We start from the raw sequence: 19,843 nt of genomic DNA, 5'->3' as shown, positions 1-19,843 counted from the left end.
CATGTCAAATTTCCTGTGCGTGCGGTGAGTGGTGCTGGTAGGTGACGAAGCTGAACGCCAGTCCCGTGGCCGAGAGATGGCGCTCGCGCCCGGTTTCAACCCAGTCGGGGCCGAATTGTGGCGCAAAGGCGTCGCCTTCGAAGGAGGCCTCGATGTCGGTGACCACGGCGGTGCTCGCCAGCGGCAGTGTCTGGGCGTAGATTTCCGCCCCCCCGATGATCCAGGCGTCGCCGCCGGCCGGGCAGTGGCGCAGTGCCTCGTCCAGGGAACCGGCGCGTTGCGCGCCCGCGGCCTGCCACTCGCTCTGGCGGGTGATGACGATGTTGAGGCGGCCCGGCAGCGGGCGAAACTTCGGCGGCAGCGAATCCCAGGTCTTGCGGCCCATGATGACCGGGCAGCCCAGCGTGGTGCGCTTGAAATGGGCCAGGTCTTCGGGCAGGTGCCAGGGTAAATGTCCGTCTCGGCCGATCACGCCGTTGGCGGCGCGGGCAAAGATCAGGTGAAGGCGGGTGTCGATGGGCATGTCAGGATTGTGCCCGGCCGCGCGGGGGCAACAGCACGGCGGCGATGGCGGCCATCACGCACACCATGGCCACGCCATCCTGCCAGCGCGGCCACTCGCCCACGATCAGGGGCGCGCTCAGGGTGCCGATCATCGGCACCGCCATGATGCTCATGGCGCTGGTGGCGGGCGGCAGATTGCGCGCCAGGCCGAACCAGATGATCTGGGCAAAACCGTAGTTGATCAGCACGCCATAGGCCAGGCTGGCCCACATCGCCGGCGTGAAACGCAGCGTCGGCAGCGGCTCGGTGGCCGCGGCGATGATCCAGATGCACGCGGCCGAGCCGATCATCATCCACACGGTGAGCGCCTCCACCGGCAGGGTGTGCCGGGTGCGCCGCATCATCAGCGTGCCGATGGCCCAGCTCACCGCGGCGCCGCCCATCCAGAGCACGCCCACCGGGCGCCCGGCCAGCGCCCGCAACTCGTCGGACACCAGCAGCCCGATCGCCAACGCCACGGCGCTGGCCGCAAACGCCACACGACCGGTCAGCCGCTCGCCCAGCAGGCCCACGCCGATCAGCACCGTCCAGATCGGCATGGTGAACCCGAGGATCGCGGCGCGCCCCGAGGCCAGCGCCTTCACGCCGAAGATCGACATCACGTGCCAACCCAGCATGTTGGGCAGTCCCAGCAGCGCCACGGCGCGCCATTCCGCGCCCTGCGGGGCCATGCGGATGCCGCGCGCGCGGTAGAACAGGTAGAGCCAGAGCGCGCCGCCGGTCATGGTGATGGCGCGGAAATACATCGGCGTGAGCTCGCGCAGCGAGAGCTTCATCATCGGCCAGTTGACGCCCCACATCAGCGTGAGCGCCACCAGCGCGCCCAGTTGCCGGCGGGTGATCACGTTGGAACTTTGTTCAGACCGCCACCGGCGCCTTGATGGCGGGGTGGCTCTGGTAATCCAGCACCTCGAAATCCTCGTACTCGTAGTCGAAGATCGAATCGGGCCGGCGCTTGATGTGCAGCGTGGGGTAGGGCAGGGGCGTGCGCGAGAGCTGCAGGGCCACCTGTTCGGCGTGGTTGCTGTAGATGTGGCAGTCGCCGCCGGTCCAGATGAAGTCGCCGACGTCCAGGTCGCACTGCTGCGCCACCATGTGCGTGAGCAGCGCATAGCTGGCGATGTTGAAGGGCACGCCCAGAAAGATGTCGGCGCTGCGCTGGTAGAGCTGGCAGCTGAGTCTTCCCTTGCCGCCCGGTTCGGTGGCCGGTGCCACGTAGAACTGGAAGAAGGCGTGGCAGGGCATCAGCGCCATCTGGTCGAGCTCGGCCACGTTCCAGGCGCTCACGATGATGCGGCGCGAATCGGGGTTGGTCCTGAGCGTGCGGATGACGTCGGCGATCTGGTCGACGTGCCCGCCATCGGGCTTGGGCCAGCTGCGCCATTGCACCCCATAGACCGGCCCGAGGTCACCGTCCGGGCGGGCCCACTCGTCCCAGATCGTGCAGCCGCGCTCCTGCAGCCATTTCACGTTGGAGTCGCCGCGCAGGAACCACAGCAGCTCGACGATGATGGCGCGCAGGAAAACCTTCTTGGTGGTGACCAGCGGAAAGCCCTCGTTGAGGTCGAAGCGCATCTGGTAGCCGAAAACGCTCTTGGTGCCGGTGCCCGTGCGGTCGGCCTTGAACACGCCGTGCGTGTCCACATGGCGCACGAAGTCTTCATACTGCGAGCGGATCGGGCGCGGCGGGTGCGGGGACGGGGACGGCTGGTTCATGCCTGGAGACCGGTTGAGTGGTGGGAGCCCGAAGCTTTTCAGGCGGTGGCGAGCACAAAATTCTAGTCGCTCAACCTCGGAGCACCCGCCCCGGATTCATGAGGTTCTGCGGGTCCAGCGCCCGCTTGATGGCGCCCATCAGGTCCAGCGCCACCGCGGATTTGTAGCGCGGCAACTTATCGGCCTTCAGGCTGCCGACGCCGTGCTCGGCCGAAATCGAGCCGCCGAAGCGGGCCACCGAATCGAAGACCAGCGTGTTCACACGGTCTTCCTGCTCGCTCAGGAAGACACGGGCATCGCTTTCCTCGGGGGCCTGGACGTTGTAGTGCAGATTGCCGTCACCGAGGTGTCCGAAATTGACCAGTCTCACGCCGGGGATCTCGCGCTGCAGCAAGGTGTCGGTCTGCTCCACGAACGCCGGGATGCGCGAGATCGGGATCGAGATGTCGTGCTTGATGTTGAGGCCTTCCTCTGCCTGGGCCAGCGGAATGCTTTCGCGCAGGTGCCAGAGGTGCCGTGCCTGGTTCAGGCTCTCGGCCACCACCGCATCGCTGACCAGTGCCTGCTCCATCGCGCTTTCAAGAAGGTGCTCGAACAGGGCGCGGGCGTGGGCTTCGGATTCGTGGTCGGAGACCTCCAGCAGGACGAAAAAAGGCGGCGCCTGCGAGTAGAGCGGCACGCTGAGCTGGGGGAAGTGCTTGTTCACCAGGCTCAGCGCAAAGTGGCCCATGACCTCGAAACCCGTCAAGCCCGCACCGAGATGATGGTGGGCCAGTCCCAGCAGCGCCACGGCGGCTTCCATGGACGCAACGGCGGCCCACGCGGTGAGCTGTGCGGCCGGCAAGGGGTAGAGCTTCATCGTCGCCGCGGTGATGATGCCCAGCGTGCCTTCGCTGCCGATGAACAGGTCGCGCAGGTCGTAGCCGGTGTTGTCCTTGCGCAGGCCGGACAGGCCGTGCCAGACCTCGCCCTGTGCGGTGACCACTTCCAGGCCGAGGCACAGCTCGCGCGCATTGCCGTAGCGCACCACCTGGGTGCCGCCGGCGTTGGTGCCCAGGTTGCCGCCGAGGGTGCAACTGCCCTCCGCCGCCAGGCTCAGCGGGAACAGATAGCCGGCGGCTTCGGCAGCCTCCTGCACGTTCTGCAGCACGCAGCCTGCCTCCACGGTGATGGTCAGGTTGTCGGCGTCGATGGCGCGCACCGCGTTCAGCCGGGTCAGGCTCAGCACCACCTGCCGACCGCTGCTGTCCGGGACCGAGCCCACTGCCAGCCCGGTGTTGCCGCCCTGCGGCACCAGACTCACGCCGGTGGCCGCCTGATGCCGTGCGCAGGTCTTCACGATGGCGGCCACCTCGTCGGTGCTGCCGGGGCGCACCACGGCCAGGGCCTTGCCGTGCGCTCGCCTGCGCCAGTCCTGGGTGAAAGCGCTGAGATCGCCGTCGGTGAACACATGGGCGGCGCCGGTGATATGGCGCAACTCGTCCAGCAGGGCGCTCATGGCGGTGCGCCGGTGGGTGCAGCGGCGGCGGCCGCAAGGGCCTTCGCGTTGCGAAAGCGCAGGCGCACGTGCAGCGCGCACGCGGCAAAGATGGCCAGGCACAGGGCGATTTCCAGCAGGGCGAGCCAGTTGCCGGGCGGCGGATCGCTCCATGCGCGCACCACGCCCTCGATGAAATACAGCCACACCACCAGACTGAGCCAGCGGTAGGTGTACATGCGGTTCTTCAGCAGGCCCGCCAGGGGCAGGCACAGCGGCAATGCCTTCAGCGCCAGCCAGGAGCCGCCCGGACGCAAGGGCGCCAGCCACAGTTCCCAGGCCAGGGCGAGCACGATCAGCGCCAGCAGGCTGGTTACGGCAAGGGTGCGCGTGGCGCGGACGGAAGGGTCAACAGGGTTCATGGCAATGGCATCATAGCGGCCATGACGAATCAGGAATGGCGGCAAACCGTGCGGGCCCTGCGGCACTTTCCGTGGCTGGAAACCGCGCGCACGCTGCGCGACCGCTTTCGAGAGGATCACCTGGCGCTGACGGCCAGCAGCCTCACCTTCACGACCGTGATTTCGCTGGTGCCTCTGTTCACGGTGCTGCTGGCGGTGTTCTCTGCATTTCCCGCCTTCAACAAACTGCAAGGCGTGCTCCAGCAGTGGCTCTCGGACAGCCTGTTCCCCGATGCGATCGCGCGCCAGGTCATGGGCTATCTCAACCAGTTTTCAGCCAAGGCCAGCCGGGTCGGCATGTTCGGATTCGCCTTCCTGCTGGTCACGGCGCTGTCGTTGATCCTCACCATTGACCGCACGCTCAACGGCATCTGGCGCGTGCGCCGCGCGCGTCCGCTGGCCCAGCGGGTGCTCATGTACTGGGCCGTGCTGACGCTGGGGCCGCTGGCCCTGGCGGCGCTGCTGGCCACGGGCTCCTACGCGGCTTCGGCCTCTCGCGGGCTGGTCAGTGCGATGCCCTCGGCGCTGCGGTTCGTGCTCGATCTCATGGAGTTTGCCCTTGTCGCGTCGGGCATGGCCGCCTTGTTCCGCTATGTGCCCAACACCTGGGTGCGCTGGGGCCACGCGGTGGCCGGCGGCGTGTTCGTGGCGATCGGGCTGGAGCTGGCCAAGAAAGGCCTGGCGCTCTATCTCGCGCTGCTGCCCGGCATGTCGGCGATCTACGGAGCCTTCGCGGCCGTGCCGATCCTGCTGCTGTGGGTGTACATCGTCTGGATCGTGGTCCTGCTGGGCGCGGTGATCGCGGCCTACCTGCCCAGCCTGCTGGCGGGCGTGCAGCGCCGCGGCGGCACGCCCGGCTGGCGTTTCCAGCTCGCCGTCGAGGCGATCCAGATGCTCGATGCAGCACGGGGCACGCCGGCCAAAGGGCTGAACGTGGCCGACCTGGCGCATCGGCTGAAGGTCGACAGCCTGCAACTGGAGCCGGTCATCGACACGCTGCTGGCGCTGGACTGGGTCGGCCAGCTGGAGGACGGCCGTGACGTGCTGCTGGTCGATCTGGAAAAGACCGCCGCAACGCCGCTGATCGATGCCTTGCTGCTCGCGCCCGATCCGACGGTCGAAAAATTCAGGGAAAACAGCCGAATCCCAGCGCTGAACGGCCGTGAGTTGCTATAGAAACCATAGTCATTGAGGCGCCCGACCGAGGCGGCCGGACGCGCCCTCCCGCGCCGGGGCACAGTGCCCGCGCCGGCGTCAGCCCTTCAGGAACCCCTGCAGTGCCGCCAGCGTCTCGTCCGGCGTCTCGGTCATCTGGTGATGGCCGACCGGCAGGGTCTCCACCTTCACCGCCTTGCCCGCTTCCGTTGCCTTGCTGATCAGGCCTTGCGCGGCCTTGGGCGGGGTCATCTGGTCCACGCCTCCGAGCAGGAAAAGCACCGGGCAGGTGATCTGGGTGATGGCCACCTCGCCGTTGGCGTAGCGGTCGCAGGCCACGAAGCCGCGGTGGAACAGGTTCACCGCCGGGTTGCTGGCCAGCACCCGCCGGCCCAGTGCCAAGCTTGCGCCGAAGACCCAGGTGCCCGGGCCCAGCGCCGAGGGCGGCGCACACAGCGTGGAACGTGAAAACACGTTGACCATGGTCAGTGCCTTCATCGGGTTGTTCATCGAGGCCTCGATCAGCGCGGGCGACACCCGCATCGGAAACGCCGTGCCCACCAGCACCAGGCGCGTGACGCGCTCTTTGAGGCGCGCGGCGGCTTCCAGCGCAATGAGCGAGCCCCAGCTGTGGCCGACCAGCGTCGCCTGTTGTACGCCGGCCGCATCGAGCAGCGCGCCGATGAAGTCGGCCGCCTCCTCGACGGACGAGGGCGCCTCGCCGCCGCTGCGGCAGTGGCCCGGCAGGTCCACCGCGAGCACGTTGAAGCCATGGTTCGCCAGGTAACGCGTCTGCAGGATCCAGACACTGTGATCGTTGAGCACGCCATGGATGAACACCACGGTGGGTTTGGCGGCGTCGAAAGGCTTGCCGCCGGTGTAGCAGTAGGTGGGTGCGCCGTTGACCTGAATAAGCATCATGCACCTGCCTTTTCCGCGGCCTTGAGCGCGCGCTTCAGGTCTTCGATCAGGTCATCCGGGTCTTCCAGACCGATCGACAGGCGGATCGTGCCCTGGCCGATGCCGGCGTGTTCCAGCGCCTCGTCGCTCATGCGGAAGTGCGTGGTGCTGGCCGGGTGGATCACCAGCGAGCGGCAGTCTCCCACGTTGGCCAGGTGACTGAAGACTTTGAGCGTTTCGATGAACTTCTTGCCCTGTTCGCGATTGCCCTTGAGGTCGAAGCTGAACACCGAGCCCGCGCCTCGCGGCAGCAGCTGTTGCGCCAGCGCATGGCTGGGGTGGCTCTCCAGCATCGGGTGGCCGACGCGGCCGACGAAGGACTGGCCGGCCAGGAATTCCACCACCTTCTGCGTGTTGCTCATGTGCCGCGCCATGCGCAGCGGCAGGGTCTCGATGCCCTGCAGGATCAGCCAGGCGGTGTGCGGGCTCATGCAGGCGCCGAAATCGCGCAAGCCCTCGCGGCGCGCCCGCAGCAGGAAGGCCCCCACCGTGCTTTCCTCGGTGAACACCATGTTGTGGAAGCCCTCATAGGCCTGGGTGAGCTCGGTGAACTTGCCTGCCGAGCGCGGGCCTTCCCAGTCGAAGCTGCCGCCATCGACCACAACGCCGCCGATCACCGTGCCGTGGCCGGACAGGAATTTGGTCGCAGAGTGGTAGACCAGGTCTGCGCCGTGGTCGAAGGGCTTGATCAGCCAGGGCGAGGTGAGGGTGGAGTCCACCAGCAGCGGCACGCCGGCCTCGTGCGCAATGGCACTGACGGTGGGGATATCGAGCACGTCCAGGCCCGGGTTACCGACGGTTTCGCCAAAGAACAGCTTGGTGTTCGGTCGCACGGCGGTGCGCCAGCCGTCGATGTCGCCGGGCTTCACGAAAGTGGTCTCGATGCCGAAGCGTCGCAAGGTGTAGTGCAGCAGGTTCTGCGAGCCGCCATAGAGGGCCGTGCTGGCCACGATGTGCGAGCCCGCGCCCATCAGCGTGGCGATCGCCAGGTGCAGCGCCGCCTGGCCGCTGGCGGTGGCGATCGCGCCGATGCCTCCTTCAAGCGCGGCCATGCGCTGCTCAAACACCGCGTTGGTGGGGTTGCTGATGCGGCTGTAGACGTGGCCGGCGCGCTCCAGGTTGAACAGCGCCGCAGCGTGGTCGCTGGATTCGAAAACGAATGAGGTCGTCAGGTGGATCGGCACGGCGCGCGCGCCGGTGGCGGGGTCCGGGGCGGCACCCGCGTGCAGCGCCAGGGTGTCGAAGCCGGGGTCGGAATAGCCGGGCATGCGGGTCTCCAAAGTTTCTGTGGTGCGGAATGTGTTTTTTTCTTCAATTGTGGGCTATATTCTTTTCGAAATACGCCACGGCGGCGACATTGGAGATCACATGAAAGTCAGCGGCATCCTTCGCGTCAAGGGCAACACCCTTTTCACCGTCACCCCCGACGAGCCGCTGGCGCGCGCAGTGGACATCATGGCCGAGAAGGACATCGGCTCGCTGGTGGTCATGGAGCACGGCGAACTGGTCGGCATGCTCACCTTCCGCGAAGTCATCCAGTCCATCGTGAAGAACGGCGGCACGCTGGGCTCCACACAGGTTCGCTCGTCGATGGACGACCACCCGCTGACCTGCACCACGGAGACCGAGATTGACGAGGTGCGCCGCATGATGCTGGAGCGCCACGCCCGCTACATGCCGGTGATGGACAAGAAGATGCTGATGGGCGTGATCAGCTTCTACGACGTGGCGAAGTTCGTCGTCGAAAGCCAGAGTTTCGAGAACAAGATGCTCAAGGCCTACATCCACGACTGGCCGGCCGACGAGTCTGAGGCCAAGGGCGAATCCGGCGCGCCCTGATCCCGGCTCGGTCGGCCCCGAGCCCCGCAGTCTGGTGGGGCCTGCATCCGCGCCAGCGCGAGGCCATCAACCCATGCTCGCGTGGATCACTTCGCGCACCCGTGGGTAGATCTGCTGGTTCCACTTCTTGCCGCTGAACACGCCGTAGTGGCCGACACCGGTCTGAACGTGGTGCGTCTTCAGGTAGGGGCGGATGTTCGGGCACAGATCGTGCGCGGCCACGGTCTGGCCGACCGAGCAGATGTCGTCGCGCTCACCTTCGACCGTGAACAGCGCGGTGCGCCGGATCGCCGCCGGATTGACGGTGCGGCCCCGGTAGCTGAGCACGCCGCGCGCCAGGTCGAAGGTCTGGAACACTTTTTCCACGGTCTCCAGGTAGAACTCGGCCGGCAGGTCGTTCACCGCCAGGTATTCGTCATAGAAGTTCTGGATGGTGCGGGCCTGCTCGACCTCACCCTCCACCAGGTGCTCGTACATGTGCCTGAACGCCTGCTTGTGGCGCTCCGGGTTCATGCTCATGAAGGCGGTGAGCTGCACGAAGCCGGGGTAGACCCGGCGCATGAAGCCGGCGTGCGGCAGGGGCACGCGGCTGATCAGGTTCTTCTCGAACCACTCGATCGGCTTGCCGATCGCCAGGGTGTTCACCGCGGTCGGATTCACGCGGCAGTCCACCGGCCCGGCCATCAGGGTCAGGCTCAGCGGCTGGGCCGGGTCGTCGTCCTCCGCCATGATGGCCGTGGCCGCCAGCGCGGCCACGCAGGGCTGGCAGACGGCCACCACGTGCGCCCCCGGGCCGATGGCGGCCAGGAAGCGGATCATGTGGTCGATGTAGTCGTCCAGCGCAAACGCGCCCTGGCTCAGCGGCACATCGCGCGCGTTGTGCCAGTCGGTGATAAAGACGTCATGGTCCTGCAGCAGGGTGCGCGCGGTCTCCCGCAGCAAGGTCGCGAAATGGCCCGACAGCGGGGCCACCAGCAGCACCGGCGGGTGGTTCTCGCCCCCGGTGTGGGCCTTGCGGAAACGCAGCAGCGTGCCGAAGGGCGCCGACATCACCGTCTCCTGCATGACGGGGACTTCCTCGCCGGCCACCAGCGCGGTTGTGATGCCGTAGTCGGGGCGGGTGTGCGTGAGGCGCATGCGGGAGATCACCTCGTTGGCGGCTGACAGCCGGCGCACCAGACTGCGCTCGGTTTTTTGCAGCCACAGGCTGGCGCTGAGGTGCTGGGCCATCAGGCGCAGGGGGGACATCAGGTCGGACTGGAACTGGTAGGCCTGATAAAGCATGGGCATCCTGAAGAAGGGGTGGCGTGTCCCGCTGCTGGCAGGCAAGTAACGGGCCAGCCTGCGCGGTTTCGAATGCACCGGCGCGGTGCGCCCCGATCTGGCACAGCCTTTGCGTTGTCGGGGCAACACCCGAGGAGAACCCGATGCCCAAAGCCGTCCTGACGATCAGCAGCCGCAACTACGGCGCCTGGGCCCTGCGTGGTTGGCTGATGGCCAAACTGGCCAAGCTGGACTTCACCGAGCACGTGGTGCCGCCCGACGACCCGGCCATGAAGGCCGAAATCCTGCTGCTCTCGTCGTCCATGCTGGTGCCTTCCTTGCAGCACCAGGGCCTGAAGGTCTGGGACACGCTGGCCATCGGCGAGTACCTGCACGAGATCAAGCCCAAGGCCGGCCTGCTGCCCGCCGACGTGGGCGCGCGCGCGCATTGCCGTGCCATCTGCGGCGAGATGCACTCGGGTTTCAGCTCGCTGCGCTCGGCACTGCCAATGAACATCAAGGCGCATTTCCCGAAGTACAAGGTGTGGTCGCGCGCGCAAGGCGACATCGCCCGTATCGTCGAGATCTGGAAAGAGTGCCTGGCGACTTACGGCGGGCCTTACCTGTTTGGCGCGCACCCCTGCATGGCCGACGCGATGTACGCCCCGGTGGTCACGCGCTTCCTGACCTATGACGTGGCACTGGATCCGGTCTGTGCGGCGTATTGCAAGACCATCATGGCACTGCCCGCCATGAAGGAGTGGGTCGCCGCGGCGCAACTGGAGCCCGACGAGATCGACGAGCTTGAAGCGGAATTCTGAGACTTTGCGGGACAGACCAAGAATTTACACGCAGTGAAATATTGCTCTGTCCCCAACTGATCAGGATTTGCGGGACAGACCAAGAACTTACACGCCGTGAAATTTTGCTCTGTCCTCAACTGATCAGGCCTTGCGGGACAGGGCACTTTGAGGCGTGCCCCGTCCGCAACGGGACGGACGACCTCAGTCCCAGGGCGTCGGATCGGGAATCGGGCAGACCGGCTCCACGTCCACCGTCTTGAAGTCGGCCGGCGAGACGATCTCCAGGTACTCCATGTCGGGCGAGTAGTCGAACAGGTAGTGGCGGATGCCCGGGCGCTGGTGCACGCAGTCACCGGCCTGCACCAGGGTGACCTTGTCTTCGTACATGAACTTGGCCCAGCCCTTGACCATGATGACGATCTGGAAATCCGCCTCATGCCGGTGCCAGCCGGTGCCCTTTTCCGGTGCCATGTTGGCCTTGACCAGATGCGCGATCACCTTGCCGTGCGTGGCCTCGGCCACGCCCAGGTCGCGGTAGAGGAAGAAATCCCGCAGACCGCCGGACAGGTAGTCGGTGTCGGTGGGTTTGACATGGGAGAACAGGGTGGTGGTGCGGTCCAGCATGGGGTTCCTCCGGGTTGGGCAGCATGAAGAAGTGGGGTGCTGCAGCGCAGCATCAAGCAGGTTCTGTTCCAGCCGGTCGCACCCGATCAGGGCATGGCGGGGCCGCTGCGTGGAGGGTCTGGGATAATCCCGCCCCATGAGCGGCAACACCTTCGGCACCCTTTTCGCAGTCACCAACTTCGGTGAGTCCCACGGCCCGGCCATCGGCTGCGTGATCGACGGCTGCCCGCCTGGCATGGCCCTGAGCGAGGCCGATATCCAGGGCGATCTGGACCGCCGCCGCCCCGGCACCAGCAAGTTCGTCACGCAACGCAACGAGCCCGACGCGGTCGAGATCCTCTCCGGCGTGTACGAGGGCAAGACCACGGGCACGCCGATCGCCCTGCTGATCCGCAACACCGACCAGCGCAGCAAGGACTACGGCGACATCCTTCAGACTTTTCGCCCCGGCCACGCCGACTACACCTACTTCCACAAATACGGCCTGCGCGACCCGCGCGGCGGCGGGCGTTCGTCCGCGCGCCTCACTGCGCCCATGGTCGCCGCCGGCGCCGTGGCCAAAAAGTGGCTGGCCGAGAAATACGGCACCACGTTTCACGGCTGCATGACGCAGATCGGCGAGATCACTATCCCGTTCGAGAGCTGGGATCACGTGCCGAACAACCCGTTCTTCGCCCCAGTGGCCGATGTCAGCGCGCTGGAGGCCTACATGGGCGAGTTGCGCAAGGCCGGCGACTCTTGCGGCGCGCGCCTGCGCGTGACCGCGCGCAACGTGCCCGTGGGCCTGGGCGAGCCGCTGTTCGACAAGATGGACGCCGACATCGCCTTCGCCATGATGGGCATCAACGCGGTCAAGGGCGTGGAGATCGGCGCCGGTTTTGCCAGCGTGACGCAGCGCGGCACCACGCATGGCGATTCGCTCTCTCCGCAGGGCTTCAAGGGCAACAACGCCGGCGGTGTGCTCGGTGGCATCAGCACCGGGCAGGACCTGGAGGTGAGCATCGCCATCAAGCCGACCAGCTCCATCCTGTCGCCGCGCGAGTCGATCGACATCGAGGGCCGTTCCACCGAAGTGGTCACCAAGGGCCGTCACGACCCCTGCGTGGGCATCCGCGCCACGCCGATCGCCGAGGCCATGCTGGCGCTGGTGGTGATGGAGCATGCGCTGCGCCACCGCGCCCAGTGCGCCGATGTGAACCCCCCGGTTTCGCCGATCAAGGCCTCCTTTTTGTAAGAGCCTGAGGCCGCCACGATGAGCGCGGGCGCCACCGGCCGCCGCCAGTTGGTGCCGTTCGCGGCCTTGTCGGCGAGCTATTTCGCCCACATCGGTTTCTTCAATCCCTACCTGCCGCTGTGGCTCAAAGAGCTGGGTTTCGGCCTGTTCGCCATCAGCGTGCTGACCTCGGTGCAGGCGGCCACGCGGCTGTTTGCGCCCTACGGCTGGGGCTGGCTGAGCGACCACACCGGCGAGCGCGTGAAGCTGCTGCGTTATGGCGCCACCACCGCGCTGCTGGTCTCGTTGGGACTGTGGTTCGAGCTGAGCCCGCTGTGGCTGGGCGCGGTGCTGCTGGTGATGTTCACCCACACCAGTTCGATGATGCCGATGAGCGAGGCCGCCATGGCGCACCTGGTCAGCCAGGGCGGCGCTTTCGACGCCCGGCGCTACGGCCGCGTGCGGCTGTGGGGCTCGCTGGGCTTCCTGGTCACGGTGTTTGCGGCCGGTGCCTGGTTCGAGCATGCCGGCATGGGGCAGTTTCCGGCCTGGACCACGCTGACGCTGGCGGCCGTGACGGTCAGTGTCTGGTTCCTCCCGGATCTGAAGGAGGCCATCCCCGCCCACGAGGCCAAGGTGCCGGTGCTGCCGGTGCTGCGCCAGCGCGCGGTGTTATGGTTTTTTGCGGCGGCGTTTTTCCATGTGCTGTCACACATCGGCATCTATGTCTTCTTCTCGCTGTATCTGGATTCGCTGGGCTACAGCAAGACCATGATCGGCCTGCTGTGGGCGGTGTCGGTGATCGTGGAGATCGGCTGGTTTTTCACCCAGTCCCGCTGGCTACCGATGCTGAGCCTGACAGGCTGGCTGGTGCTGTGCTCTGCAGCCATGGTGCTGCGCATGGGCATCACGGCCAGCAGCGCCAGCGTGCTGGTCGCTTTGCTGCTGGCGCAGGCGCTGCACGCCTTCACCTTTGCCACGCACCACACGGTGTGCATCGCGCTGCTGTCGCACCACTTCCCCGGCCGGCTGCGCGGGCGCGGGCAGGCGCTCTACACCGTCATCGCGTACGGCTTTCCGGGCGTGCTGGGAGGGCTTGCAGGCGGTGTTCTAAGCTCAAAATGGGGCCTCGCCAGCGTATTCTGGTCTTCGATTGCTACCAGTCTGATAGCAACCGGCTGCGCGTTCAAGGTCTGGCGTTTGCAGCATCCAGCAGTTTCTGCACCGGGTTGAAGCCGGTCACCAGCGCAATGGCCAGCAGGATCAGCGCGCCGCCGCTCCAGATGCCTGAGCCCAGCGGCTCGCCCAGGAAGAGGTGGCCCCAGGTCACGCCGAACACCGGGATCATGAAGGCCGGGCTCATGGCGGCCACCGGCGTCACATGGCGGATCACCCGCACGTGCAGCCAGTAGGCCAACCCCGAGGTCACCACACCCAGCACCAGCAGCGCCGCCATCGCGCCTTCGGTGAAGCGCGCCTGCGGCCAGCTCCAGAGCGCGCCCGGCAGCAGCACCACCAGCGACGCCAAGTGGATGCCCGCGGCGATCGCCAGCGGCTCCATATGCTTGGTGGCGCGCTTCATGAGCGGCGTGGACACCCCGTAGCAGGCCGCCGCGCCGATGCAGGCCAGCGTGGCCAGCAGCACCTCGGGGGTGGGTGCCACGGGGCCCAGGCGCACGATCAGGCCCACGCCTGCAAACCCAACGACGCAGCCCGCCAGCTTGCGCGCGGTGAGAGTGTCTTCCTTCATCCAGGCGGCGGCCAGCGTGCCGAACACCACCACCGTGCTGTTGAGCAGCGCGCTGTATCCGGCCGGCAGGCGCAGCGCCGCCCAGGCATAGAGCAGAAACGGCACGGCCACCGACAGCGCGCCCAGGCGCGTCAATTCCACCCAGTGCCGCCAGGGCCAGCGTTGTTTCAGCGCCGCCATGATGAGCGCTAGCGTGACCGTGGCCAGACCGATGCGCCCCACCGCCAGCACATTGGGCCCGAGCACAGGGCTGGCCACGCGCAGGAACAGGAAGGAGGCGCCCCACAGGGCCGACAGCGCAATCAGCTGCACAAAGTAACGGGTTTTCACCGGGACGATTGTCGGGCAAGCGTCCCCGGCGTGCCGGACAAGGGGGAGACAGGGGGAGCGGGGTGGATTTCAGGCTTCTTTGGGCTCATCCCAGCGTCGAATGGCCCGTTTTCGCTATGAATTTCGAAGTTTCTTCATGCAACGACGATCGGCCTGCCCTGGAACGCTTCAACCGGCGAATCAAAAGGCCGGTGCATTCGAAGTGCAAGCGCCTTGCCGGAGCGCACCCGCGTGCAGGCCTGGCTGCACGCTCGCACCACAGCCCTTTTTCAGCGGCGGACGCCCACGCGGTTCACGCCCCCGTTCAGGTTGGTCGGACTGGGCCCTACGGCGGGCGCAACACCAACGCCTGGCGCCACGCCGACGCCAGGAGCGCCGACCCCCACGCCCGGCGCCACCCCCACACCGGGGGCGCCTGCGCCGGGCACCGCCGCAGGCCGCGCAACACAGCCTTTCGGCACACCCACCGTCTTGCAGTAAACGACGGCGCCCGCGGGGGCGGCGGCAAAACCCAGCCCCAGGGCCAGCGCGGCAGCGAGATAAGTACGGTTCATCATGGACTCCTGAAAATGTATCGACGCCAACTGGGCGTTTTCGATGCGGCAAGCTTGAGCTTATCGCAGTGGCGCCGCCGTGTGTCGGACCAGGAACCGCTTTTTCAGCGAATCCAGGATGGACAGGTTGCCGAAGCGTGCCACCCCATCACGGCTGGAGTTCGATCTCGCCGGGACGCCAGGTCTTGTTGAACCACGGCTCCAGCGGGCCGTACAGGCGCAGGATCATGAACCAGCCCTTGCCCGGAATCGTCTGCACCCAGTTGCTCTCCATGCCGGGCGGCGCCTTGGGCCCGAACCACACGTCGACCGAGCCGTCGGCATTGGTCTTGATGCTCTTGTCCTGGCTGCTCACGCTGGGCGCCTTCTGGTCGGTCTGCACCATCGAGCGGGTCTGGTTGTCATAGACGATGACCGACCAGAAATCCTTCACGGGCACGTTGGGTGGCAGGCGCATCTTGTAGGTCTTGCCGCCATCGAAGGGGTTGCCCTTCGAGTCCTGCACCGACCACGGGTATTGCGAGCCCTGGCCGACCATCTTCATCTCCATCGCGGGCGTGACACCGGTGGCGAAGTAGTAGTAGAAGATGTAGCCGTCCATGTTGGTCACGCCGGGCGCGCTCTCGAACTTGTAGCCGCCGAAGAACGGCAGGCGCCACGGGCTGTTCGGGTAGAAGTAGGCCTCCGGCGAGCGGACCTTGAAGGCGATGGTGCGGGCGGTGACGGCGCCAATGTTCGCAGCGTCGGTGAGGATCTTCTTCATGCGCTCATCCGGCGCGAAGGGCTGACCCTTGACGATGCCGATCGAGGCAAACAGGCCGAGCGTCGTGGGGTCGGAGCCGCCGGGCGGCTCTTCCTGAATCACCTGGTTCAGCAGGTTCCAGAACGAGTAGTCGCCCGGGGCGACGAAGTTGGCCGGCACGCCGGATGCGTTGGCGAATTTCATCGCGGGCGGATTGGCGGCCTCCGAGAGCTGATAGATCTTGAGGTGCTTCTTCACCGATTCGACGCCAGGCTTGGTCGAGCCATTGACCAGAAAGGCGCGGAAGAAGAACCAGTTGCCGTAGGTGCTCGGGCGTACCACGACGTAGCCGGGAGGCACGTCACCCTTGTAGCCGGGGGGCAGGACGAGGTACTTGCCGCCTTTGCCGCGGTCCTCGCCGGTGATGCCCACATCGGCCACCCAGCGGTACCAGAAGTCATTGACGCCACCCAGCACCTCGGGCGGGACTTCGAGGACGAGCGGGCCCTTCTTGGAGTCGAGCCAGATGAAGTTGTAGATCGTGTTGTCGTTGGCGGTGAGCTCGACGGTGCGGGGATCGACCAGGTTTTCCCAGATCACGTCGGTCTGGTTGTCCGGCCCGAACTTGCGGATCGAGTCGCGCATGCCGGCCTGGTTCACGATCGGGATCGCCATCAGATAAGCCTGCAGGGCGCGCGAGCGGTCGAGGTTGTCGTAGATTTTCTCGACGGTGTCGGCCGACGGGTAGCCGTAGTTCAGGTTCAGCGTGCCGAGGGAACTTTCAATCTTGTCCGGCACGGCGACGCCAGGAGCGATCGGTGTCGTCATCTTGAAGGGCTGGGCAAACGCCGCCGCCGAAAGGGTCACGGCCAGCGTGGTGATGAGCGCGCGGGCCGAGAACGCGGAAAAGAGCCTTTTCATGGTGAGCCTTTGATCACGGGGGGAGCGGCGACTCTAGCATCGCCGCTATGCTCGCACCATGCAATTCCGGCCATGACCATGACCCCAACCGGGCCTCCCGTCGACAACACCCCAATGCCCGGCGCGCGCCTGCAGCCGCAGGGTGCTGCTGCCTTCGTGCAGAGTGACGCGGGCGACATCCGCATCGGTCCGATCCTCGCCATCCCGCAGGTGCTGCAGGCCTTGCACGCACGGCCACAGACCGCGTTTGATCGCGCGGGCGTGCGGATGTCGCTGTTCCGGGATCCGGATGCGCGCCTGCCACTCGAGGTGGCCGGGCGGCTGTTTTTTGAAAGCGCCCGTCTGGCGGATTGCCCGCATTTCGCACTGCTGGTCGGCGAGCGGTTCAACCTCGACGGCCTGGGGCCGCTGGGCGAACTCATGCGTCATTCGCCCAGTGTCGGCGCGGCACTGCGCAGCCTGTTGCTGCACCTGCAACTGCACGACCGCGGCGCGGCCCCACTGCTGCTGCAAGCCGAGCGCGACACCTCGGTGCTCGGCTATTCGGTGTACCGGCATTTCACGCCGGGCGCAGAGTTCATCTACGACGTGGCGGTGACCATCGGGCACCGCATCCTGCTGGGTCTTTGCGGTCCCGATTTTGTGCCCCAGACGGTGCAGTTTTCCTATCGTCGGCCCGCGCGGACCGCGGCCTACCGCCGCCTGTTCCGCGCGCCGCTGCACTTCGATGCCGAAGTCTCCGGCCTGGTCTTCGCGTCGACCTGGCTGGCCCGCCCCATCGAAGGCGCCGATCCCGCGCGCCATCGGGCGCTCACGCTCGCGCTGCAACAGGCGCAGGCCAGCGGGCCGCTGAGTCTGGGCGGGCAGGTGGAACGTGTGCTGCATCAGCTGTTGCTCAGTGGCCATGGCACGGCCGAGGCCGTGGCGCGGCAGTTTGGCATCAGCCAGCGCACCTTGCGGCGCCGGCTCGATGCGGAAGGCAAAAGCTTCCAGGCGCTGGTCAATCGCACCCGCCATGAGCTGGCCTGCCAGCTGCTGCGAAACACGCAGATGCCGGTGACCCACATCGCGGCGGCGCTGCAGTATGCGGACACCAACGCGTTTTCGCGGGCCTTTCGGCAGTGGGCCGGGTGCACGCCCACGGCCTGGCGCGCGACCGGCGCTTGAAGCCCGGCGCGCCTGGTTCCCAGCCTTCAGGGTGTTGCCGCTTCAACGGCGGGGACTGGTGCCTCGCGCAATTGCCTTCGAAGGATCTTGCCCAGATTGGACTTGGGCAGCGGCTCGCGTCGGAACTCGACGATCCGGGGCATCTTGTAGCCGGTGAGGTGTTTGCGGCAGTGGTCCAGCAGCGCCTGCTCGGTGAGCGTGGCATCCTGCCTGACCACGATGATCTTGACGATCTCGCCGGAACGCTCGTCCGGCACGCCGATGGCCGCGACCTCCGTCACGCCGGGATGCAGCGCGACCACATCCTCAATCTGGTTCGGGTACACCTTGAAGCCGGACACGACGATCATGTCCTTCTTGCGGTCCGTGATCCGGAAGTAGCCACGCTCGTCCATCGACCCCAGGTCCCCCGTGCGAAGCCAGCCTTCGCGGGTGAACACTTTGGCGGTTTCGTCCGGGTGGTTCCAGTAGCCGGGCATGACCTGCGGGCCGCGCACGCAGATTTCGCCCACCTCGCCGACCGCCATCTCGTGCTCGTCATCGTCCAGGATCACGACCTGTGTCGACGGAATCGGAAGGCCGATCGATCCGGTCCACTCCGCGATGTCCAGCGGGCTGGCGATCACGACCGGCGAGGTCTCGGTCATGCCGTAGCCCTCGATGATGGGCAGGCCGGTGCGCGCCTTCCAGCGCTCGGCCACCACGCGCTGCACCGCCATGCCGCCGGCGCTGGTGAGCTTCAGGGCGCTCGTGTCGACGTCGGCGAATTCGGGCGCATCGAGCAGCGCGCGGTACAGCGTGTTGACGCCGATGATGATCGTGAACGGATGGCGCTTGAGGTCGTGGATGTAGGCGGGCATGTCCCTCGGGTTCGTCACCAGGACGGTGTGCGCGCCCAGCTTCAGGAACACCAGGTTGGAGGTCAGCGCATAGACGTGATACAGCGGCAACGGACAGACGAACACCTCCTTGCCGTCGACCAGGTCGCGCGCCATCCAGGCGGCCATCTGCAGCACATTGGCCACCATGTTGCCGTGGGTCAGCACCGCACCCTTGGCCACGCCGGTAGTGCCGCCGGTGTACTGCAGGAAAGCCGTGTCGTCGTGGCACAGCGGCACGGCGTCCAGCGCCTGCCCGTGCCCCGCGCGCAGGGCAGCGTTGAATTCGATGGCGCCTGCAATCGTCCATGTCGGCACCAGGTGCTTGACGTACTTCACCACGGCGTTGGTGAGGAGTTCCCTGACCAGCGGAAGCAGGTCACCGACTTCGGTGGTGATGACGACCGGGCTCAGCGCCAGGTTTCTCTGCAGCACCTCCTGCAAGGTGTGCGCGAAGTTCTCCAGGACCACGATGGCCACCGCGCCCGAGTCCAGGAGCTGATGCTCGAGTTCGGGCACGGTGTACTGCGGATTGACGTTCACCACCACCATCCCCGCGCGCAGAACGCCAAACAGCGCCACGGGGTATTGCAGCAGGTTGGGCATCATGAGGGCGACCCGGTCGCCCCGGCGCAGGCCCAGCGACTTCTGCAGGTAGGCGGCGAAGTGGCGGCTCGATCGTTCGAGTTCGGCATAGCTCATCGACGTGCCCATGTTGCTGTAGGCCGGCAGGTCGTCGAACCGCTGGCAGCTCGCGAGCAACACGTCGGTCAATGACGCGAATTCATGGATGTCGATGTCGGCCGGTATGCCCGGGGGGTACTGACTGAGCCAGAGGGGTTCCATAAGGACCTTCGAAGCGCCTGTCGTTGAACCCGAGTTTGGGCAAGACGGGGCCGTCATACGCGACTGATGTCGTCGGTCAGCGAACAAAAAGGGCATTCGCTTCAATCGGTGTACGAAGGACCAGTCTATGCTGATTTGGGATGGGCGTATGTTCGGCCACGCACGCAGGGTTCTGAACGCTGAACGCCATTCGATTGATCCATGACAAGCATGGGCAAATGACGTTTCGGGCTTGCTCAGGCCGTTATCGACGGGAGCTGTTTGTGGGGATGGTTGATTGCGGACCGCTTCAGGCTGGGAGCAGTCCCCGGCAGGGGAACTGACGAATGGGAGCAATCGACCCAATCCTGACATAGGTCCAGGACAAATGACCGCCTGAAAGCGGTCATTCAAGTGCACGCGATTCCAGGTTTCGAATTTCCGCTTCAGAGAAGCTCAATCTGAATGCTGGACTTCGCGTACTGCCCACGTGCGGGTAGTCGCCAAGGTCTGCTTGGGTATCGTGTGCCTACTATTCAGTCCAAGACTAACGGTCATGATGACATCGCATGGTGGAGAATTTGCAATGCGATCGTCCTGC

General features: G+C 66.2%; 19 protein-coding genes. 6 read left to right on the top strand and 13 right to left on the bottom strand.

Annotated elements, in window-relative coordinates; all coding sequences use genetic code 11:
- Positions 1-4 precede the first annotated feature (4 nt).
- From ACMUOY_RS18935 to ACMUOY_RS18915, 5 genes are all read right to left on the bottom strand, one after another.
- Complete coding sequence (locus tag ACMUOY_RS18935) at positions 5-523, bottom strand: dihydrofolate reductase (protein ID WP_413894295.1); 519 nt, start codon at positions 521-523, stop codon at positions 5-7.
- A 1-nt stretch (position 524) separates the two neighbouring features.
- The gene (locus ACMUOY_RS18930; RefSeq protein WP_413894294.1) at positions 525-1,409 is read right to left on the bottom strand and encodes a DMT family transporter; all 885 of its coding nucleotides are present in this window, start codon (positions 1,407-1,409) and stop codon (positions 525-527) included.
- Positions 1,410-1,422: 13 nt separating this feature from the next.
- Positions 1,423-2,280: a thymidylate synthase gene (locus ACMUOY_RS18925; RefSeq protein WP_413894293.1), complete on the bottom strand. Its 858-nt coding sequence runs from the start codon at positions 2,278-2,280 to the stop codon at positions 1,423-1,425.
- Between the two features lie 70 nt (positions 2,281-2,350).
- Complete coding sequence (locus tag ACMUOY_RS18920; RefSeq protein WP_413894292.1) at positions 2,351-3,778, bottom strand: FAD-binding oxidoreductase; 1,428 nt, start codon at positions 3,776-3,778, stop codon at positions 2,351-2,353.
- Complete coding sequence (locus ACMUOY_RS18915) at positions 3,775-4,179, bottom strand: DUF2069 domain-containing protein (protein ID WP_413894291.1); 405 nt, start codon at positions 4,177-4,179, stop codon at positions 3,775-3,777. The genes ACMUOY_RS18920 and ACMUOY_RS18915 overlap by 4 nt, the downstream gene beginning before the upstream one ends.
- Before the next feature lie 21 nt (positions 4,180-4,200).
- Between ACMUOY_RS18915 and ACMUOY_RS18910 the strand changes: the two genes are divergently transcribed.
- Positions 4,201-5,394, top strand: a complete 1,194-nt coding sequence (locus tag ACMUOY_RS18910; RefSeq protein WP_413894290.1) for a YihY family inner membrane protein — start codon at positions 4,201-4,203, stop codon at positions 5,392-5,394.
- Between the two features lie 78 nt (positions 5,395-5,472).
- Here the strand turns inward: ACMUOY_RS18910 and ACMUOY_RS18905 are convergent, their stop codons facing one another.
- Together ACMUOY_RS18905 and ACMUOY_RS18900 are read right to left on the bottom strand one after the other, a co-directional pair.
- Positions 5,473-6,291 (bottom strand): alpha/beta fold hydrolase, encoded by an 819-nt coding sequence (locus ACMUOY_RS18905; protein ID WP_413894297.1) that lies wholly within the window; start codon positions 6,289-6,291, stop codon positions 5,473-5,475.
- Positions 6,291-7,601 carry an O-acetylhomoserine aminocarboxypropyltransferase gene (locus tag ACMUOY_RS18900; RefSeq protein ID WP_413894289.1) on the bottom strand — a complete coding sequence of 437 codons (1,311 nt, stop codon included), beginning with the start codon at positions 7,599-7,601 and terminating at the stop codon, positions 6,291-6,293. Before ACMUOY_RS18900 ends, ACMUOY_RS18905 begins: the two co-directional genes overlap by 1 nt.
- Before the next feature lie 100 nt (positions 7,602-7,701).
- Between ACMUOY_RS18900 and ACMUOY_RS18895 the strand changes: the two genes are divergently transcribed.
- Positions 7,702-8,172: a CBS domain-containing protein gene (locus ACMUOY_RS18895; protein ID WP_413894288.1), complete on the top strand. Its 471-nt coding sequence runs from the start codon at positions 7,702-7,704 to the stop codon at positions 8,170-8,172.
- A 66-nt stretch (positions 8,173-8,238) separates the two neighbouring features.
- Here the strand turns inward: ACMUOY_RS18895 and ACMUOY_RS18890 are convergent, their stop codons facing one another.
- The gene (locus tag ACMUOY_RS18890) at positions 8,239-9,456 is read right to left on the bottom strand and encodes a polyhydroxyalkanoate depolymerase (protein WP_413894296.1); all 1,218 of its coding nucleotides are present in this window, start codon (positions 9,454-9,456) and stop codon (positions 8,239-8,241) included.
- Positions 9,457-9,599: 143 nt separating this feature from the next.
- Here ACMUOY_RS18890 and ACMUOY_RS18885 point away from each other — a divergent pair, with 143 nt between their 5' ends.
- Complete coding sequence (locus tag ACMUOY_RS18885) at positions 9,600-10,256, top strand: glutathione S-transferase (RefSeq protein ID WP_413894287.1); 657 nt, start codon at positions 9,600-9,602, stop codon at positions 10,254-10,256.
- 183 nt (positions 10,257-10,439) lie between these two features.
- Here the strand turns inward: ACMUOY_RS18885 and ACMUOY_RS18880 are convergent, their stop codons facing one another.
- On the bottom strand, positions 10,440-10,862 hold the full coding sequence (locus tag ACMUOY_RS18880) for a cupin domain-containing protein (protein WP_413894286.1): 423 nt from the start codon (positions 10,860-10,862) through the stop codon (positions 10,440-10,442).
- Positions 10,863-10,998: 136 nt separating this feature from the next.
- Here ACMUOY_RS18880 and aroC point away from each other — a divergent pair, with 136 nt between their 5' ends.
- Entirely contained in the window at positions 10,999-12,096 is a 1,098-nt protein-coding gene (aroC, locus tag ACMUOY_RS18875; RefSeq protein WP_413894285.1) for a chorismate synthase, read from the top strand.
- An 18-nt stretch (positions 12,097-12,114) separates the two neighbouring features.
- Positions 12,115-13,308 carry an MFS transporter gene (locus tag ACMUOY_RS18870; protein WP_413894284.1) on the top strand — a complete coding sequence of 398 codons (1,194 nt, stop codon included), beginning with the start codon at positions 12,115-12,117 and terminating at the stop codon, positions 13,306-13,308.
- Here the strand turns inward: ACMUOY_RS18870 and ACMUOY_RS18865 are convergent.
- From ACMUOY_RS18865 to ACMUOY_RS18855, 3 genes are all read right to left on the bottom strand, one after another.
- Positions 13,262-14,155 (bottom strand): DMT family transporter, encoded by an 894-nt coding sequence (locus ACMUOY_RS18865; RefSeq protein ID WP_413894283.1) that lies wholly within the window; start codon positions 14,153-14,155, stop codon positions 13,262-13,264. The genes ACMUOY_RS18870 and ACMUOY_RS18865 overlap by 47 nt on opposite strands.
- Before the next feature lie 269 nt (positions 14,156-14,424).
- Complete coding sequence (locus ACMUOY_RS18860; protein ID WP_413894282.1) at positions 14,425-14,709, bottom strand: hypothetical protein; 285 nt, start codon at positions 14,707-14,709, stop codon at positions 14,425-14,427.
- A gap of 148 nt (positions 14,710-14,857) precedes the next feature.
- Complete coding sequence (locus ACMUOY_RS18855; protein WP_413894281.1) at positions 14,858-16,372, bottom strand: DUF1254 domain-containing protein; 1,515 nt, start codon at positions 16,370-16,372, stop codon at positions 14,858-14,860.
- A 72-nt stretch (positions 16,373-16,444) separates the two neighbouring features.
- On the opposite strand from ACMUOY_RS18855, the gene ACMUOY_RS18850 reads away from it, so the two are divergent.
- Positions 16,445-17,539, top strand: a complete 1,095-nt coding sequence (locus ACMUOY_RS18850) for an AraC family transcriptional regulator (protein WP_413894280.1) — start codon at positions 16,445-16,447, stop codon at positions 17,537-17,539.
- Positions 17,540-17,565: 26 nt separating this feature from the next.
- Here ACMUOY_RS18850 and ACMUOY_RS18845 read toward each other — a convergent pair whose 3' ends face one another.
- Positions 17,566-19,263: an AMP-binding protein gene (locus ACMUOY_RS18845; RefSeq protein ID WP_413894279.1), complete on the bottom strand. Its 1,698-nt coding sequence runs from the start codon at positions 19,261-19,263 to the stop codon at positions 17,566-17,568.
- Positions 19,264-19,843 lie beyond the last annotated feature (580 nt).

This window comes from Candidatus Skiveiella danica (genome assembly GCF_022705245.1).
GTDB lineage: Bacteria > Pseudomonadota > Gammaproteobacteria > Burkholderiales > Burkholderiaceae_C > Skiveiella > Skiveiella danica.
This window is presented reverse-complemented; position numbering and strand designations above follow the sequence as displayed.

What these genes read in the sequence shown, in the direction of transcription:
- ACMUOY_RS18935 (WP_413894295.1), bottom strand. Translation starts at nt 523, where the DNA reads ATGCCCATCGACACCCGCCTTCACCTGATCTTTGCCCGCGCCGCCAAC.
- ACMUOY_RS18925 (WP_413894293.1), bottom strand. Translation starts at nt 2,280, where the DNA reads ATGAACCAGCCGTCCCCGTCCCCGCACCCGCCGCGCCCGATCCGCTCG.
- ACMUOY_RS18920 (WP_413894292.1), bottom strand. Translation starts at nt 3,778, where the DNA reads ATGAGCGCCCTGCTGGACGAGTTGCGCCATATCACCGGCGCCGCCCAT.
- ACMUOY_RS18915 (WP_413894291.1), bottom strand. Translation starts at nt 4,179, where the DNA reads ATGAACCCTGTTGACCCTTCCGTCCGCGCCACGCGCACCCTTGCCGTA.
- ACMUOY_RS18910 (WP_413894290.1), top strand. Translation starts at nt 4,201, where the DNA reads ATGACGAATCAGGAATGGCGGCAAACCGTGCGGGCCCTGCGGCACTTT.
- ACMUOY_RS18905 (WP_413894297.1), bottom strand. Translation starts at nt 6,291, where the DNA reads ATGCTTATTCAGGTCAACGGCGCACCCACCTACTGCTACACCGGCGGC.
- ACMUOY_RS18900 (WP_413894289.1), bottom strand. Translation starts at nt 7,601, where the DNA reads ATGCCCGGCTATTCCGACCCCGGCTTCGACACCCTGGCGCTGCACGCG.
- ACMUOY_RS18895 (WP_413894288.1), top strand. Translation starts at nt 7,702, where the DNA reads ATGAAAGTCAGCGGCATCCTTCGCGTCAAGGGCAACACCCTTTTCACC.
- ACMUOY_RS18890 (WP_413894296.1), bottom strand. Translation starts at nt 9,456, where the DNA reads ATGCTTTATCAGGCCTACCAGTTCCAGTCCGACCTGATGTCCCCCCTG.
- ACMUOY_RS18885 (WP_413894287.1), top strand. Translation starts at nt 9,600, where the DNA reads ATGCCCAAAGCCGTCCTGACGATCAGCAGCCGCAACTACGGCGCCTGG.
- ACMUOY_RS18880 (WP_413894286.1), bottom strand. Translation starts at nt 10,862, where the DNA reads ATGCTGGACCGCACCACCACCCTGTTCTCCCATGTCAAACCCACCGAC.
- aroC (WP_413894285.1), top strand. Translation starts at nt 10,999, where the DNA reads ATGAGCGGCAACACCTTCGGCACCCTTTTCGCAGTCACCAACTTCGGT.
- ACMUOY_RS18870 (WP_413894284.1), top strand. Translation starts at nt 12,115, where the DNA reads ATGAGCGCGGGCGCCACCGGCCGCCGCCAGTTGGTGCCGTTCGCGGCC.
- ACMUOY_RS18860 (WP_413894282.1), bottom strand. Translation starts at nt 14,709, where the DNA reads ATGAACCGTACTTATCTCGCTGCCGCGCTGGCCCTGGGGCTGGGTTTT.
- ACMUOY_RS18855 (WP_413894281.1), bottom strand. Translation starts at nt 16,372, where the DNA reads ATGAAAAGGCTCTTTTCCGCGTTCTCGGCCCGCGCGCTCATCACCACG.
- ACMUOY_RS18850 (WP_413894280.1), top strand. Translation starts at nt 16,445, where the DNA reads ATGACCATGACCCCAACCGGGCCTCCCGTCGACAACACCCCAATGCCC.
- ACMUOY_RS18845 (WP_413894279.1), bottom strand. Translation starts at nt 19,263, where the DNA reads ATGGAACCCCTCTGGCTCAGTCAGTACCCCCCGGGCATACCGGCCGAC.